Annotated in this window: 15 protein-coding genes; 13 read left to right on the top strand and 2 right to left on the bottom strand. The window is 34.2% G+C overall.

The window, feature by feature from the left end; all coding sequences use genetic code 11:
* Positions 1 to 7: 7 nt before the first annotated feature.
* The 7 genes from J2Z60_RS08140 (at position 8) to rpe (ending at position 7974) form a co-directional block, all read left to right on the top strand.
* Positions 8 to 2218 (top strand): beta-glucoside-specific PTS transporter subunit IIABC, encoded by a 2211-nt coding sequence (locus J2Z60_RS08140; RefSeq protein WP_209687200.1) that lies wholly within the window; start codon positions 8 to 10, stop codon positions 2216 to 2218.
* A gap of 211 nt (positions 2219 to 2429) precedes the next feature.
* Entirely contained in the window at positions 2430 to 3353 is a 924-nt protein-coding gene (rbsK, locus tag J2Z60_RS08135; protein WP_209687199.1) for a ribokinase, read from the top strand.
* Between the two features lie 5 nt (positions 3354 to 3358).
* On the top strand, positions 3359 to 3754 hold the full coding sequence (gene rbsD / locus J2Z60_RS08130) for a D-ribose pyranase (RefSeq protein ID WP_209687198.1): 396 nt from the start codon (positions 3359 to 3361) through the stop codon (positions 3752 to 3754).
* 15 nt (positions 3755 to 3769) lie between these two features.
* Entirely contained in the window at positions 3770 to 5248 is a 1479-nt protein-coding gene (locus J2Z60_RS08125) for a sugar ABC transporter ATP-binding protein (protein ID WP_209687197.1), read from the top strand.
* A gap of 1 nt (position 5249) precedes the next feature.
* Complete coding sequence (locus J2Z60_RS08120; RefSeq protein WP_209687196.1) at positions 5250 to 6206, top strand: ABC transporter permease; 957 nt, start codon at positions 5250 to 5252, stop codon at positions 6204 to 6206.
* A gap of 40 nt (positions 6207 to 6246) precedes the next feature.
* Positions 6247 to 7245: a substrate-binding domain-containing protein gene (locus J2Z60_RS08115; protein WP_209687195.1), complete on the top strand. Its 999-nt coding sequence runs from the start codon at positions 6247 to 6249 to the stop codon at positions 7243 to 7245.
* An 84-nt stretch (positions 7246 to 7329) separates the two neighbouring features.
* A complete protein-coding gene (rpe, locus tag J2Z60_RS08110; RefSeq protein ID WP_209687194.1) occupies positions 7330 to 7974 on the top strand; it encodes a ribulose-phosphate 3-epimerase in 645 nt (214 codons plus the stop codon).
* Positions 7975 to 8001: 27 nt separating this feature from the next.
* Here rpe and tnpA read toward each other — a convergent pair whose 3' ends face one another.
* The gene (tnpA, locus tag J2Z60_RS08105) at positions 8002 to 8466 is read right to left on the bottom strand and encodes an IS200/IS605 family transposase (RefSeq protein ID WP_209687193.1); all 465 of its coding nucleotides are present in this window, start codon (positions 8464 to 8466) and stop codon (positions 8002 to 8004) included.
* A 95-nt stretch (positions 8467 to 8561) separates the two neighbouring features.
* On the opposite strand from tnpA, the gene J2Z60_RS08100 reads away from it, so the two are divergent.
* Complete coding sequence (locus J2Z60_RS08100) at positions 8562 to 9881, top strand: RNA-guided endonuclease InsQ/TnpB family protein (RefSeq protein ID WP_209687192.1); 1320 nt, start codon at positions 8562 to 8564, stop codon at positions 9879 to 9881.
* A gap of 295 nt (positions 9882 to 10176) precedes the next feature.
* Here J2Z60_RS08100 and J2Z60_RS08095 read toward each other — a convergent pair whose 3' ends face one another.
* Positions 10177 to 11136 (bottom strand): LacI family DNA-binding transcriptional regulator, encoded by a 960-nt coding sequence (locus J2Z60_RS08095; RefSeq protein WP_209687191.1) that lies wholly within the window; start codon positions 11134 to 11136, stop codon positions 10177 to 10179.
* 146 nt (positions 11137 to 11282) lie between these two features.
* Here J2Z60_RS08095 and J2Z60_RS08090 point away from each other — a divergent pair, with 146 nt between their 5' ends.
* The 5 genes from J2Z60_RS08090 to J2Z60_RS08070 all read left to right on the top strand — a co-directional run bounded on the left by J2Z60_RS08090 (position 11283) and on the right by J2Z60_RS08070 (position 16158).
* Entirely contained in the window at positions 11283 to 12497 is a 1215-nt protein-coding gene (locus J2Z60_RS08090) for an MFS transporter (protein WP_209687190.1), read from the top strand.
* A gap of 33 nt (positions 12498 to 12530) precedes the next feature.
* On the top strand, positions 12531 to 14060 hold the full coding sequence (locus J2Z60_RS08085; protein ID WP_245328765.1) for a DUF5060 domain-containing protein: 1530 nt from the start codon (positions 12531 to 12533) through the stop codon (positions 14058 to 14060).
* A 314-nt stretch (positions 14061 to 14374) separates the two neighbouring features.
* Entirely contained in the window at positions 14375 to 14788 is a 414-nt protein-coding gene (locus tag J2Z60_RS08080) for a heme-binding protein (RefSeq protein WP_209687189.1), read from the top strand.
* Positions 14785 to 15768, top strand: a complete 984-nt coding sequence (locus J2Z60_RS08075; RefSeq protein WP_209687188.1) for a Gfo/Idh/MocA family protein — start codon at positions 14785 to 14787, stop codon at positions 15766 to 15768. The genes J2Z60_RS08080 and J2Z60_RS08075 overlap by 4 nt, the downstream gene beginning before the upstream one ends.
* Positions 15769 to 15777: 9 nt before the next feature.
* Entirely contained in the window at positions 15778 to 16158 is a 381-nt protein-coding gene (locus tag J2Z60_RS08070) for a VOC family protein (protein ID WP_209687187.1), read from the top strand.
* The last annotated feature ends 51 nt before the right edge of the window (positions 16159 to 16209 follow it).

Genomic DNA, 16209 nt, shown 5'->3' with positions numbered 1-16209 from the left:
AGGGGTTATGAGTAGTGAATATAAAAAAATAGGAAACAAAATAGTTCATAGTGTTGGTGGTAAAAATAATATTTCTGAAGTTTATCACTGTATAGCTAGAATAAGAATTCATTTAAAAGAAAAAGATTTGTTAAATGAACATGAGCTAAAAAAGATACCTCAAGTTTTAGAAGTAACTTTTGAACACGATGAATTGCAAATTTTAATAGGTAATGATGTTGATAAATATACTGAAGCAGTTACTAAGATAATTAATGCTAATAAGGATTATTCTCGAGCTAAAAGAGGAGAAATAAAAATGTCTAAGTCAAGTAACAAAGATAAGCAGCTAGCTCAAGAAATAGTTAAGCTAGTTGGTGGAAAAGAAAACGTAAATAGCTTAGTCCACTGTGTGACGCGTCTGCGTTTTAAATTAAAAGATGAAAGTAAAGCTAATGATAGTGAGATTAAGCAATTAAAAGGAGTCATGGGAGTCGCCCATGCAGGTGGTCAATACCAAGTTATTATAGGCAGTAATGTTGCTGATGTTTATGATGAAGTAATGCCATTATTGGGGTTGGCGTCGGGCAATACTTCTGAAGATACGAATGATGAAACTGACAAAAATGTGTTTAATAAATTTATTAAGCTAATAACTAGAATATTTACCCCATTTTTGGGAACATTGGCAGCAGCTGGTGTACTAAAAGGATTTTTGGTTTTATTAACAGTTTTAAATCTTGTAAGCCAAAAAAGTGGAACTTATATGATTTTGAATGCAGCTGGAGATGCCTTATTTTACTTTTTACCTATAATGGTAGGTTTCTCAAGTGCTAAAGCATTTAAAATCAATGAATACTTAGGAGCAATTATTGGAGCAGCACTTTGCTATCCTACACTAGTCCAAGCATATCAAGCAAAGCAGAGTATAAGTTTTTTAAATATTCCTGTTATTTTAATGAATTATACTCAAACGCTCATTCCAGCAATTGTGGCAGTATGGCTAGCTTCGATCATTTATAAATGGTTAAATAAGGTTCTACCAGATTCATTAAAGAGTATTTTTTCACCATTAATTACTTTAGTAGTTGTTGTGCCACTATCTTTTTTAATAGTTGGACCAATAACTTCATATTTAAGTCAAGGCTTAGCAAATATCGTACTTTGGGTTTATGAACATGCACGAATTGTAGCAGGATTTATTTTAGCTGGCATATGGCAAGCTGTAGTTCTTTTGGGCTTACATTGGGCATTTATACCTATATTTTTGAATAACATTGCTACTAAGGGATTCGATCCAATTAATGCAATGTTATATTGTACAGTATTCGGTCAAGTTGGTGCTGCCTTAGCCATGACTTTAAAGGCAAAGTCTACTAAATTTAAAGAAGTTGGCTGGCCAGCAGTTATTTCTGGCTTTTTAGGAATTACAGAGCCAATAATTTATGGCGTAACACTTCCACATAAAAAATCATTTATATTTGCATCTATCGGTTCAGCATTCGGTGGTGCAGTTGCTGCAATGTCGAGTGCAAAAATGTTTGGGGGATTTGCATCAGGCGGTATTTTTGGTATTCCGATGTTTTTGGACCCTAAGTATGGTGCTAATACGAATTTTATTGGCTTTAGTTTATCGTTGATTATAGCATTCGTAATAGCATTAATTTTAACTTTAATTTGGGGTGATTCAGTTGTTGATAATCCTAAAAATAATGAAGGAGTTAAGACCGCAGAATTTAAAGATAGTTTAGTTAGTTCGCCACTACAAGGTAGCATAGTAGATCTAAAACATGTTAATGATGCTGTATTCTCATCTGAAACTATTGGTCAAGGGCTTGCGATTAATCCAAAAATTGGAAAAATTACAGCTCCTTTTGATGGGAAGGTCGTGTCAGTATTTTCTACTAAACATGCTATTGGCTTAAGATCTAATAGTGGTGTTGAATTATTAATTCATGTAGGTATAGATACTGTTAATTTAAAGGGAAAATATTTTGAATCATTTGTTAAGAACGGTGATGAAATTAAACAAGGACAATTACTAGAAAACTTCGACATTGAAGAAATTCAAAAAGCTGGTTATGACACAATTGTTCCAGTAGTTGTTACTAATTATACTAATTTTGATAATATTATTTTAGAGAAAAAAGAGGGTGACAATATAGAATTTGGTGATCAATTGATATTAGCAACAGTAGATCAAGAATTAGATGAAGCTTCTGCTGCAATAAAAAGCTGAGAAAAGGTATCAATAGTGAGTAACGTAAAAAGAACCGAATCGTATAATTCGGTTCTTTTTACGTTATTTTATTTATTAAGTAAATACTGTATATGGACATTAATTAGTTAAAACAAAATTATTTTAATAATACTATTGAAAGCGTATTCAAAAAGTGGGTATAATTAATTTGTAAATAAGACCGGTCCAATTTTTTGGAAGGAGAAATACAATGACAAATAAAATAATTGTTGTTGGAAGTATTAATGTAGATAAGACATTGCATATCGAAAGAATTCCCCAACCAGGAGAGACGTTGAAGGTAACAGATATTACTCAAGCTGCAGGAGGGAAAGGAGCTAATCAAGCTGTAGCATCTAAAAGAAGTGGCGCAGAAGTATCTTTTGTAGGTGCTGTTGGAGATGATGCAGAAGGAAAATTTATGCTATCTGTTTTAGAAAAGGAAGGCATAGAAGTAGAGCATATAACTACTGTAGATGAATCTAAAACAGGCAATGCCACAATTTTATTAACAAAAGAAGGACAAAATAGCATCCTAGTTTATCCTGGTGCTAATCAGGAGATTACTAATCAGCAAATTAATAATTTGCAATTAAGTTTAAACAATACTGATTTTATTATCGGTCAATTTGAAACTAAGAAGGAAGACCTTTTAGAAAGCTTTACATTAGCTAAAAAATTTAACACAGTAACAATTTTGAATCCTGCCCCAGCAGATAGAATTGATGAAAATTTATTACATATCACGGATATAATTGCTCCCAATGAAACTGAGAGTGAATTAATTACAGGTATTCATATTGATGATGAAGAAAGTATGGTGAAAACAGGAAAGTACTTTAGAGATAAGGGCGTAGCTATTACTTTAATAACATTAGGATCCAAAGGCGTATTCTTATCTTCTCCAACTGAGAACAAGATGATCCCAGCATTTAAGGTGAATGCTAAAGATACTACTGCTGCTGGTGATACCTTTATTGGAGCGATGGCTTCTGAATTAAAGCCAGATTTATCAAATATAGAAAACGCGATTAAGTATGGGCAAATGGCTTCATCAATTACAGTTCAAAATATGGGAGCGATTCCGTCGATACCTACAAGAAAGCAAATTTATGAAACATACAAGAAAGAGTGACTTTTATGAAAAAAAGAGGAATCTTAAATTCTGATATATCTAGAGTTGTAGCAGATATGGGACACATGGATTTGTTAGGTATTGGGGATGCGGGAACCCCAGTCCCAAAAGGCACAGAAAAGATTGATTTAGCTGTGCGTGCAGGATTACCTAGTTTTATAGATGTGCTAAAAGAAGTTCTAGAAGAATTAGAGGTACAGAAGGTTTATATAGCTGAAGAAATAAAAATAGAAAATCCTGATCAATTAAAGGCTATTCAAGAAACTTTACCTAATGTTGAAATAAAATTTATTCCTCATTCAGAATTAAAGAAAAAATTGTCTGATTCCAAAGCCTTTATTCGCACCGGGGAAGAAACACCATATTCAAACGTTATTCTTGAAAGTGGCGTGATTTTTTAGGAGGTGGACTTCTGTATGAAAATTGAAATGACTGGCATCGAAAAAGCATTCGGAACAAATAAAGTACTTCAAGGTGTTAATTTCGATGTTGAATCAGGTGAAGTTCATGCGTTAATGGGTGAAAATGGTGCTGGTAAATCAACTTTGATGAATATTCTAACTGGTTTATTAAAGAAAGATGCAGGATCTATCAAAGTTGACGGTCAAGAGACTACATATGCTAGTGCGTTAGATGCAGAACACCATGGTATTAGCTTTATCCATCAGGAAATGAATAACTTTCCTCAAATGAGTGTCATAGACAATATGTTCTTGAATAAAGAAATAAAAAATAAAATTGGCTTGATGAATCAGAGGAAAATGAAAAAACAGGCTAAAAGCTATCTAGATCAATTAGGCTCACACATAAATGTTGATAATAAAATAGCTGACTTGTCTGTGGGTGAACAGCAGATGGTCGAAATTGCCAAATCATTAATGACAGATGCTAAATTTATTATCATGGATGAACCAACTGCGGCTTTAACAGAAAATGAAACTAATATTTTGTTTAAGACAATTCGTGATTTAAAGAAAAAAGGCGTTGGTTTCATTTATATCTCACACCGAATGGAAGAATTATGGAAAATTTGTGATCGAGTAACAGTGATGAGGGATGGTATTTCCGTAAATACTTATAGAACTCAAGATGTTAAAGAAGAACAAATTGTTCATGACATGGTTGGGCGAGATATAGGTGATTATTATCCAAAGAGAAATCCAGATTTGGGACCAGTTGCACTGAAAGCAGAAAAGTTATCTGGTAATAAATTTACTGATATTAGCTTTGAAGTTCATGAAGGTGAGATTTTAGGCTTTTCTGGCTTGATGGGAGCAGGACGCACAGAGACTATGCGTGCTTTGTTCGGAATTGATAAATTAAAATCAGGTAAGATATATCTTCATGGCAAAGAAATAAAATTTAAGGATCCTAATGATGCTATAAAACATGGAATTGGCTTTTTGACTGAAGATAGAAAGTCAGAAGGACTAGTGCTTGATCAGTCTCTTGAAGATAATATTGCCTTACCAAGTATTGACGGTTTTAGAAAAAGATTATTAATTGATCAAAAGAGCGAAGATGAAATGGTCAATATGTTAATGAAAAGATTAACCGTCAAAGCACAAAGTGCTAAGGTGTCAGCAAGTAGCTTATCAGGAGGTAACCAACAAAAAGTAGTTCTAGCTAAGTGGGTCGGAAGTGGATCAAGGATTTTAATCCTTGATGAACCTACAAGAGGTGTTGACGTAGGTGCCAAGAAAGAAATCTATGAGCTAATGAATCAATTAACTGCTCGTCATGTTGCAATTATTATGATTTCCAGTGACTTGCCTGAAGTATTAAGCATGAGCGATAGGATCGAAGTATTATATGAAGGCAAACAAATGGGAATTATTGATGCTAAGGGAGCAACTCAGGAACAAGTAATGAAATTGGCTACTGGGGGTAAATAAGATGGATAAGACTAAAAAGAAATTTGATTTTTCTAAATATATGGCATTAATTGCCTTAATTATTCTTGTAATAGGCATCACAATTATGAATCCGCAATTTATTGCACCAAATAACTTACTGAACTTGCTTAGACAAGCCTCAGTAAATGCATTAATTGCCTTTGGTATGACGTTTGTCATTTTAACTGCCGGAATTGACTTATCTGTTGGATCAATTTTAGCTTTCACAGGTGCAATAATTGCTACGCTTATTCTAGGAGGAACTCCAGCATGGCTAGCAGGATTGATTGGGCTTGCTTTAGGTGCAGTATTGGGAGCAGTTAATGGTTTATTTATTACTTGGGGTAAAGTGACACCATTTATTGCTACTTTAGCCACAATGACCATTTGGAGAGGTGCAACTTATGTGTTTACCGGTGGTAACCCTGTAACTGGCGGTAAAATGAACACTAGCTTCTTCTTCCAATTTATCGGACAAGGTTATTTATTCGGTATACCATTTCCTGTAATAATTACTTTGGTAGCATTTATAATTTGCTTTATCTTACTTCATAAGACTGCCTTTGGGCGTAAGACATTTGCCCTTGGCGGAAATGAAAAAGCAGCCTTTATCGCAGGTGTTAAGACTAAAAAGGTATTAATTATTATTTATACTATTTCTGGTTTATTAGCAGCTCTTGCAGGATTTATTTTAACTTCTAGATTAGGCTCTGCCCAACCAGATGCTGGTATGTCCTATGAAATGGATGCGATTGCTTCTACTGTTATTGGTGGTGCTAGCTTAGCAGGTGGTAAAGGTAGAATGTCCGGTACTTTAGTTGGTGCATTACTTATTGCATCACTAAGTAACGGTATGAATTTATTGGGTATTAATAGTTTCTATCAACAAATCGTTAAGGGTGTTGTAATTTTAATCGCTGTTATGATCGACTCTCAAACTCGTAAAGACAGCGAATAAAATTCTGTGTTAGTGGATATAATTTTCAAGGAGAAGAAAAATGAATTTCAAAAAGTTCTCAAAGAAGTTTACTAAGATTGCAGCAGTAGCTTCAGTTGTTCTTATTGCTGGCGGTGTTCTTGCCGGATGTGGATCAACTGGCTTGAGTAATGGGTCTGGCTCATCAACAAAAGTAGAAAAGAAAGAGCCTAAGGACTTAAAGATTGGTGTTTCACTTTCTACATTAACTAATCCAGCGTTTGTAAATTTGAAGAATGTTATCAGTAATTATGCTAAAAAGAATGGCTCAAAGGTAATTATTGATGATGCAAACAACGATACGTCAAAGCAAAATAACGATGTTGAAGATTTAATTACCCAAAAGGTAGATGCTTTGATTATTAATCCTTGTGACTCTTCAGCTATTTCTACAGTAGTTAAGAAGGCAAACGAAGCTAATATCCCAGTAGTTTGTGTTGACCGTAGTGCTGACTCAGGTAAAGTTGTTTCAACAGTAGCATCAGACAACGTTGCTGGTGGTAAGATGGCAGCTAATTGGTTAATTAAGGAATTGGGTGCTAATGCAAAAGTAGCAGAAATTCAAGGTATTCCAGGAGCATCTGCAACCCGTGAACGTGGTAAGGGATTTGATAGTATAGCTGACAAGAAGCTCAATGTTGTAACTAAGCAAACTGCACAATTTGATCGTGCAAAAGCCTTAACAGTTACTGAGAATATCTTACAAGCTCATAAGGACATTAAGGGTATTTTTGCTCAAAATGACGAAGAAGCTGTAGGTGCTGCTCGTGCAGTAAAAGCTGCTAACAAAAAAATTACTATTATTGGTTTTGATGGAGCTTTAGCAAGTTTAAACTTAATTCAAAAAGGTGAAGTAACTGCTACTGTAGGTCAACAATGGAACAAGATTGGTGAGCAATCAGTTCAAATGGTTTACGACCACTTCCAAAATAAGAAGGTTCCAAAGAATGACAAAGTTGCTGTAAAAATTGTTACTAAGAAGAATGTTGCTGAATTTAAGAAGCAAGTATACAACAAGTAATAGTTAAATGTTGAAGAAATTATTAGTATTGAAAAAGCTCTCAGTACATATTGAGAGCTTTTTATTTTAAGGTAGGTAGGGACTATGATTATTGCACCGTCAATATTGAATGCAGATAGCCTAAATTTGAGATATCAGATTCAGGAAGCAGTTAATGCAGGAATAGTTAGATTCCATATTGATATTATGGATGGACATTTTGTACCTAATTTATCATTTGGACCGCAACTTGTTAGTGATTTTAAGCGTGATTTTCAAAATATTAAGCTTGAAGTTCATTTAATGAGTAACAACCCTAAGGACTTGGTACCAATGTTTGTTAAGTCTGGTGCAGATATTATTGAGCTGCACTATGAATCAATGTCAGAAAATAAGCTTAAATATTGGATTAATTATTTAAAAGAAAAGAATGTCAAGGTAGGGTTAGTTCTGAACCCAGATACGGATATTAACGTGGTAAAGAAGTTCAGTACTCAAATAGATCAGGTATTAGTAATGAGTGTTTATCCGGGCTTTGGTGGACAAAAGTTTATTTCTGAATCTGTGGTCAAAATCCAAAAGTTAAAAGAAATATTGGATGATAATATTCCAATTGAAGTAGATGGCGGTATTAATGAAGAAACAGCAAAAATGGTAATAAATGTTGGAGCCACTATCTTAGTAGCTGGATCTTTTATTTTTGGGTCAGACAATATACGTCAGCAAGTTAATAAGCTTGAAGAATTTTAATGAAATTTGCCCGAAAATCCAGGGATTTTAATCCCTGGATGGATAGGGCTTTTTTTCTTTTTTCGCATTGTATATCTGATCATTGATATATTTTTCGACAATTTCTTTCGACATATTTCCTACAGTCCCCAAGTAGTAACTAGACGACCATAAGTGTCCACTCCACATTTTAGAATTCTTAATCTCAGGATGAGTTTGAAAAAATAAAAATGCGCTTCTTCCCTTTAGAGCTTTGATTACGCTTGAAGCTGCTTTATGAGGCTTGAATGAAATAAGCAGATGAATATGTTCTGGCATTACTTCAATTTTTTCGATTTTGATGTCATTATCTTGCGCAATTTGTAGTAACAGCTCTTTCATCTCATTTGCCAGTGTTTGAGTAGTAAAAATTTGATTACGATATTTGGTACACCAGATTAGATGATAGTGAGTATTATAAACATATCTTCTTTCATAGACTGCATCTTTTATTTTGTCTCTTTTCTTATTCATTGACATTTATATATTCTCCTATATTACCTGACATTAACAATATAATTGTATCATACATTGGCATAAGGTATAATTAATTGCAGGAGGTGAAAAACATGCGTAAAACGGAAATGAAGTACATGCTTGGTCTTAAGATGCGAGCTTTTCCTAATCATAAGCAAGAAGCCATTATCAAAAAGAACACGGACACTGCTCGCTTTATCTATAATCAGCTTTTAGCTAATTCTTATACTGACAGTGCAATTCATCGTAATAAATTAGATAAGCATTATCCAATACCTGAAGAGTACTGGCGCTATAATTCTAAAGGAAACGTGATCGCTAAATCAAAGAAGAGATCGACTGGACTAGACAGAATTACTGCAGATAAATACCCTTGGCTAGCTGATAAAGATTTAGATAGCTTGATGCCTTATAATACTCAGATTAATTATCAAGCTGCCTGGAGCTTATTTAGAAAAGTTAATCATGCAGGTCATCCTAAGTTCAAACGTAAATCTGCTCCAAAGCAGTCTTATTCAACTAATTGTCAGTATGTTGGACTTAAAGATAATAAGCCATCTTTATTCAATGGGACAGTTAGATTTATTGATAAGAAGCACTTAAAACTGCCCAAATTAGGCAACTTGAAAGTTGTTCTTTCTCGTTCTTTGCCTGAAGGCGAAGAAATTAGGATTACGAAAGCCACTATTTCTCATCTGTCGTCTGGTGAATACTTTATCTCACTCTTAATTAAAAGCAATGATGCCTTAGCTGAAACATATTCTAAAACTAGTTCTGAAGTAGGTTATGACTTGAATGTTAAGAACTTCTTGATGGATACAACTGGACATGAAGAGCCTAACCCAAAGTATTATCAAAAGATCAAAAATAAGCTAGCTAGAGAACAAAGGAAGCTATCTAGAAGAGCCAGAAGAGCCAAGAAAGAAAAGCGCAAGCTTTGGCAGTCTAAGAATTATCAAAAGCAAAAGATTAAGGTGGCTAAACTTCATCGCAGAATCTTCAATCAAAGACACAGTTTTTTAGATCAACTTTCAACTGCATATATCAAGAACCACGATTTAGTAGTTGGTGAAAATCTAAAAAGCAAGAACTTATTGAAGGATCACGCTTTGGCTATGAGCATTAGCGATGTTGGTTGGCGAACATTTATTGGAATGCTTCAGTATAAAGCACCGCTGCACGGTAAAACTTTCGTTTTAGTCAATCCAGCTTATACAACGCAGACTTGTTATGACTGTAAATTTGTTATGGGGACAAACGGTACAAAAAAGCTTACGCTAGACCAGCGTGAGTGGGATTGTCCTAATTGCGGAAAACATCACGTTAGAGACTACAATGCCGCTAAGAATATTCTAGCTAAAGGACATCAATCATTAAAAGTAGCTAATAACGAATATGTCTTTTGTAGATAGACAATAAAGAATCTATCGGTGTTTGGTAACTCACGTCGAAAGTCCTGGTAATTGGCGTGTAAGACCAAGAGTCAGTCACGAAAGCTTGCTTTCGTCAACGGCTTGAGGCAGTGCCTTATCTGGATAAGTTGCAGCTAGTAGAGCTAAGGTGATGAGCTGAAGTTTGAAGTCTGCAAGCCAGCTACTTTAGTAGCTGGTAGTTAACTTTATAATTCGAATAAGATTAATTAGAATAAAAAAGACGCTAGACTTACGCATTAGCCATTAATTCTGATGCTAAGTTAACGTCTTTTTATTAATTGGTTGATTGACGCTTAATTTTAGTAATTGGAGTAATAGAGTTCATCGATGATGTATCACCTCTTATTAACTTTAATAATCTATTAGCAGCGGTTTCGCCAATTTCTTCAGGATGTTGATCGACTGTAGATATTGCTGGATTAGTATATGAAGATATGGGGTTATTGTCATAACCAACAATTTGAATATCTTGAGGAACACTAATATTCCGTTCATTGGCTATTTTGAGTATTTCTGCTGCATAAAGATCGTTAACAGTAATTATTGCATCATAATTTGGTGAAAAGCTGATTGCTTTTTTGGCGTCATCACTAATGCGAGGATTACCAACTTCCATCAAGGTATAATTTATTTTTCGATGATTTAATTCTTTGATTGTCGCTTCAATTCTTTCACGAACTGTTGGTAGGCTTAGCGACATATGTTGAATTAGGACGTGTCTAGTATTATTTCCTAGTAGTTCAACACAAGATTTACCACCACTTATATTGTCTGAGGCAATTCTAACAATATTATCGTCAATATTGGCGCTATCGTACATTACAAGTGGAACAGTAATGGTATTATCTAGACTAATATCAAAAGCTGAAGTAATAATGCCATCAATATTATTTTGCTCAAAGTTTTGGATGAATTGCTTATACTTATCATTATCAGATTCGGCTCCAAATGAAATGAGAGCTGTATATCCTGCAGGTTGCAATATTTTTTGAATTCCGTCAATAATCTCAGCGTAAAATGAATTTTCTAAATATGGCACAATAATACCGATCATTTTAGATCTTTTTTTGTAAAGGTTTCGCGCCACTTGATTAGGTGAATAGTTAGTTTGTTTAATAGCTTGTTCAACTTTTTGACGAGTTTTTTCTGTAACATTGTTTTTATTGTTTAAAATTCGTGATACCGTTGCTACTGATACACCAGCTAGCTTCGCAACATCTCTAATTGTTGTCATTAAAAGGGTTCCTCCTTTATTAGGGTGATAAATTTCATATTAGTTTAGTTTTATTTTATTTAAACTAAATTGAAATGTAACCGGTTACAATATATCATTAAAAATGTAAATAATGAAACAAAAAGGTTTTAAGAAAGGAAAAAATTATGGATGTTGAAGCAATAAAACAACAAAACAAACATAATTGGAAATTAAAAATTGGTATTTTAGGAATATCTTTGTTTTTGCAAGTAGCAGGGTCTAATTTAGCTGCGATACCATTCATTGCTAAATCATTTCCGAATATTTCAATAACGCAAATTCAATCATTATTTACTTTACCATCATTTACTATTATGCTATTCATTTTATTTAGTAATGCATTTATTAAATGGGTAGGTAAAAGAAACACTGTTATCATAGGGATGATTGCGACCATTATTGGTGGATTAATTCCATTCTTTGTCAATAATTTTCCAATTATTGTTGCTAGCAGATTATTAGTTGGTGCAGGGATAGGTTTGTTTACTTCACTTGCAGTTTCGTTGATTGGTGACTGCTTTAGTGGTGAAGAACAAAAGACCTTGATTGGTATTCAAGGTGCTATGGGTACTTTAGGTAATAGTTCCATGACTTTTATTGCAGGACTGTTTCTTGGAATTAAGTGGCAAGCTACTTTCTTATACTGGCTATTTGTAGTCCCATTTTTAGTTTTATTTATGATTAGCTATACTTCAAAAATGGAGAAATCTACAACAGTAGAAACATCTAAGACTGCAACTACAGGTCAAGAAAAAGACCATGCTAAAATTCCAGCAGTAATTTATGTAGCATTCTTTATGTTATTTTTATTCTTTACAGCATTTATGGTTGAAGCAACAGCATCTGCTTTAGTTATTGCTCAAAATAAATTGGCAAATCAAGGAATGCTTTCAACAGAAATTGCTGTCGCTGGTCTAATTGGTGCACTGATTTCGATGGCTTATAGCAGGATATTTAAAGTGTTTAGGCACTTTACACCAGTTTTAGGTGTGGTAGTAGGTGGTATTGGATTTTTGATTTGTAGTAGTGCAAGTAATATGATTATTTTCTTTATCGGATTACTGTGCATGATGATTAGTAGTATTATTATCCCTTATGTTTATGACACTATTTTAAGTGATGTAGATAGTTCTATTAGTAATATGGTTATTTCCATTGCGCAAGTCTGCAACAATTTGGGCGCATTTGCGTCACCGTACATTATTTCTGCAATTAGTAAAGCAACAGGGTTAACCACAGCTGTAGAACAAATGAGAATTAGTGCTGTTATTCTATTTATCATCGGTGTCGTATTTGTTCTAATGGCAATCTCTCGTCAAAAAAATAAAAAGATTGCTTAGATAATCGGTATTTAGATATAGAGGTATAAAATTATGCAAGTAGAAAAATGGAAAAGGTATGAATTAAGGTTATCCGGTCCGACAACAGGTAATCCATTTAGAGATGTTAGATTAACTGCAACAATCGAACATAATAATCACAAAGTTGAAGTTACTGGCTTTTATGATGGTGAAGGAACTTATAAACTTCGCTATATGCCCGAAGTTGAAGGTGAATATGAAGTAATCACCCATTCTAATATTAATGAATTAAATCATAGAAAGGATAGCTTTAGCGTTGTAGCAGCGGGTAAGAATAATCATGGACCAGTCAGAGTATCAGGTAAGACTCACTTTGCCTATGCTGATGGTTCAAGTTATATTCCGTTTGGTACTACTGCTTACGCATGGACTGTTCAACCCCAGTATATCCAAGAGCAGACTCTTGAAACTTTAAAGAAAAACAAATTTAATAAGATTCGTATGCTCGTCTTTCCTAAGAGTTATGACTATAATATTGAGGAACCAGAGATATATCCTTTTGAAGGTGAGCCTAAGGTAAAGCGTGGAGGCACTGATTGGATCTTTGATGCAACAGATACAGGCTTTGATTTTACTAGACCTAATCCACAATATTTTAGAAATTTAGAAAATAATATTGACCAACTGGATAAGCTGGGTATTGAAGCAGATTTAATTTTGTTTAGTCCATATGATCGCTGGGGCTTTGCCAGAATGGGATTAGAAAATAATCTTGAGTATTTAAAATATATTATTGCCCGTTTAGCTTCATATAAGAATGTTTGGTGGGCTCTAGCTAATGAATATGATTTAATGGATTTAGTTGGTCAAATTCCACTTAAAGATTGGGATGTAATTGGTAAATTTGTTCATGAAAATGACCCTTCAGATCACTTAGAATCTATCCATAATTTCTATGATCCACCTCAACATAAAGACACACTTAAGAATTGGTATGACCATACTAAGCCATGGATTACGCACTTAAGTGTCCAAAGTGATAATGTATTTTTAATTCCAAAATGGATTGAAGAATATCAAAAACCAGTTATTGATGATGAATGTCGCTATGAAGGAAATATTGAATTTGGCTGGGGAGATAATTCTGCTCAAGGAATGATGGATAACTTCTGGCGTGTTATTTTACGTGGTGGAGGATGTAGCCATGGTGAAACATACATTGATAAGCCAGGTACTGACCGTCCAATTTGGTGGGCTCATGGTGGCAAACTCTATGGAGAAAGTCAAAAGAAAATTAATTTCTTGTATAACTTATTGACTAGGAATGGCTTCGATTGGGTTAAGCCACAAGCAACTAGCGGACCACATTGGGAATTAGCCGTAGGATCAACTCCTGATGAAAAGAAATGGCTGGTCTACTTTGGTGATAATCAACCAGAATATGAAATTTTAGACTTTTTGCCTAAAGATAAGAAATATAGTGCAAGATTAATTAATGCATGGGATGAAACAGAAGAAGAGTTTGATCAGGAAATATCTGGTGATAAAAAGTTCCATTTGACAAGAAAGCCATATCAAGCGCTATTATTAACTGAAAAATAAAAAAGAAACTTGAAAGCATTAAAACATGTTGAGTTCTTAAAACTAATAAAATCCCACTTAGTGGATAGTTCAAATGTATAAAATCTGAATTATCTATGGAAGTGGGATTTTTCGTAAGGTAATCAAAAAAATAATTTATCTTTGAATGTTAACGATATTGTTGCATTACATGATGCATTGTTTTGAACTTTTAGTTCACAAAAAAACTCTAAAAACAAAAAATAGCGGACCTTTGTTCCGTAATTGTCTAATTTTATTAAAAAATTACCCGTTTCTTGATAAAACTATAACTGTAAAGAAACGGAGGTAAGAAAATGACCGAAGAGTTAATCAAATTTAAGGAATTTGATAATGATCGGGCTTTGAAATTCTTTGAAGCTGTTCAAAAGATTTATCAACTTAAAAAATTACAAGCAGTTAGAATCAGAGTCTACTTAGACGGTGACATTGTTTTTCAAAAGATCCCAACTGGTAAGAAGACTGATGAATGGCTGAATCGTAAGCAGTTCATTGTCATGGCTAGTGGTCATTCTTCACTTTACGTTTTTGATCATCAAGATGAATTCCCCTGGTTAAGGCATAATCCGCAAGTCATTATGACTGGTGGCGGATATCCAATATATGTTGGTAAGGAGTTACGTGGCTGCTTTGTAGTTTCGGGTTTAGATCATCGTGATGATCATCAATTAATTGTTAATGCGATTAAGGAAATGGAGCAAAAAAGATGAAGTTATTACTTACAGGTGCAGGATTCATTATACAAGATTTTTTATCATTTGCGGATGACTTAAAGGATAAGGGTGTAGAACTGACAGCCATTACCGGTGTAGTAGTTGAAAAAGAAAAAATGCAAGAATTAGCTGATGCTCACGGTATTAAAGAGCTTTACACTGATTATGACCAGGCCTTAGCTAAGACAAGTGCAGATACTGTTTATATCGGTGTTCCTAACTTTTTGCATTATTCTTTTGCTAAAAAAGCCTTGGCTGCTGGTAAGAATGTCATTTGCGAAAAGCCCTTCACGGTTAAATACGCTGAGTTCAAAGAATTAAAGGAACTTGCTTTAAAGAAAGGGCTAGTCTTAGTAGAAGCGATTACTAACCAATACTTAACTAATTACAAGGAGCTTAAAGATGAAGTTAAAAGTCTTGGTCCGGTTAAGATCGTTTCAATGAACTATTCACAATACTCACACCGTTATGATGCCTTTAAGAAAGGCAAAATCCTGCCAGTCTTTGATCCTAAGAAGGGTGGCGGTGCTTTGATGGATCTAAATATTTACAATATTCACTTTTTAGTAGGGCTCTTTGGTATGCCAAAGACAGTTAAATACATGGCTAATATTACTCGGGGAGTTGATACTTCAGGAATCTTAGTACTTGACTATGGCAAGTTTAAGGCTGTGTCAATTGCTGCTAAGGACACGCAAGCACCAATTACTTCAACTATTGAAGGTGAAGATGGCTCAATCATTGTCAATGGTCCAGCCAATGTCATGGATTCTTGGGACCTATACCACATTACTGATCTGGTAAAGCACGTCGATGACAAAGTTTATCCACATAGAATGTATGAGGAATTCGTAGATTTTGCTCAGATTGTTGATAATCATGATATGGCCAAGGTTGAAGAGATGCTTAATCACAGTGATGAAGTAATGCAAGTTGTACAAAAAGCTGTTGACGATGCTGGTCTTGAATTAGAATAGGAGTTTAATATGAAATTTAATTCACTAATGCATGTGGGGATTATCTGCAAAGATTGGGACAATATGGTTGATTTTTATGAAAATAAGCTTGGCTTTAAGAAGAAAGTTGAAGTCAAGTATAAGGAGTATAAAGATCGAATGGATCGTCCTGAACAAGCTAAAAAAGCTGAGACTATGCCTGATGGTGTTATGTACGCTTACTTTGAGATTGCACCAGGCCAATTCATTGAAATGTATCCTAACGAAGATAATCTACTAGAAGATGTGGCTTGGCATACTAGAACAGGGCTGTTTCATTTTTCATTGACAGTTGATGATATTCAAGAAACTTACGATGAATTTGTGAAAAAACATACTAACTTAGTGTTAGGTAGTTATTCGACGGAATAATTGCCTAGCACTTTTATTTTTACTTAAAATAAAAGTAAGATGAAGCGCTTA

The organism is Lactobacillus colini (genome assembly GCF_017874575.1).
Classification (GTDB): domain Bacteria; phylum Bacillota; class Bacilli; order Lactobacillales; family Lactobacillaceae; genus Lactobacillus; species Lactobacillus colini.
The sequence above is the reverse complement of the archived record's forward strand: the minus strand, read 5'-3'. Positions and strand labels throughout refer to the sequence as shown.

Bases quoted from the DNA above. Each gene is read 5' to 3' on its own strand.
- J2Z60_RS08090 (WP_209687190.1), top strand. From the start codon at position 11,283: ATGGATGTTGAAGCAATAAAACAACAAAACAAACATAATTGGAAATTA.
- J2Z60_RS08125 (WP_209687197.1), top strand. From the start codon at position 3,770: ATGAAAATTGAAATGACTGGCATCGAAAAAGCATTCGGAACAAATAAA.
- J2Z60_RS08075 (WP_209687188.1), top strand. From the start codon at position 14,785: ATGAAGTTATTACTTACAGGTGCAGGATTCATTATACAAGATTTTTTA.
- rbsD (WP_209687198.1), top strand. From the start codon at position 3,359: ATGAAAAAAAGAGGAATCTTAAATTCTGATATATCTAGAGTTGTAGCA.
- rbsK (WP_209687199.1), top strand. From the start codon at position 2,430: ATGACAAATAAAATAATTGTTGTTGGAAGTATTAATGTAGATAAGACA.
- J2Z60_RS08095 (WP_209687191.1), bottom strand. From the start codon at position 11,136: ATGACAACAATTAGAGATGTTGCGAAGCTAGCTGGTGTATCAGTAGCA.
- J2Z60_RS08100 (WP_209687192.1), top strand. From the start codon at position 8,562: ATGCGTAAAACGGAAATGAAGTACATGCTTGGTCTTAAGATGCGAGCT.
- J2Z60_RS08120 (WP_209687196.1), top strand. From the start codon at position 5,250: ATGGATAAGACTAAAAAGAAATTTGATTTTTCTAAATATATGGCATTA.
- tnpA (WP_209687193.1), bottom strand. From the start codon at position 8,466: ATGAATAAGAAAAGAGACAAAATAAAAGATGCAGTCTATGAAAGAAGA.
- J2Z60_RS08140 (WP_209687200.1), top strand. From the start codon at position 8: ATGAGTAGTGAATATAAAAAAATAGGAAACAAAATAGTTCATAGTGTT.
- J2Z60_RS08070 (WP_209687187.1), top strand. From the start codon at position 15,778: ATGAAATTTAATTCACTAATGCATGTGGGGATTATCTGCAAAGATTGG.
- J2Z60_RS08115 (WP_209687195.1), top strand. From the start codon at position 6,247: ATGAATTTCAAAAAGTTCTCAAAGAAGTTTACTAAGATTGCAGCAGTA.
- J2Z60_RS08085 (WP_245328765.1), top strand. From the start codon at position 12,531: ATGCAAGTAGAAAAATGGAAAAGGTATGAATTAAGGTTATCCGGTCCG.
- J2Z60_RS08080 (WP_209687189.1), top strand. From the start codon at position 14,375: ATGACCGAAGAGTTAATCAAATTTAAGGAATTTGATAATGATCGGGCT.
- rpe (WP_209687194.1), top strand. From the start codon at position 7,330: ATGATTATTGCACCGTCAATATTGAATGCAGATAGCCTAAATTTGAGA.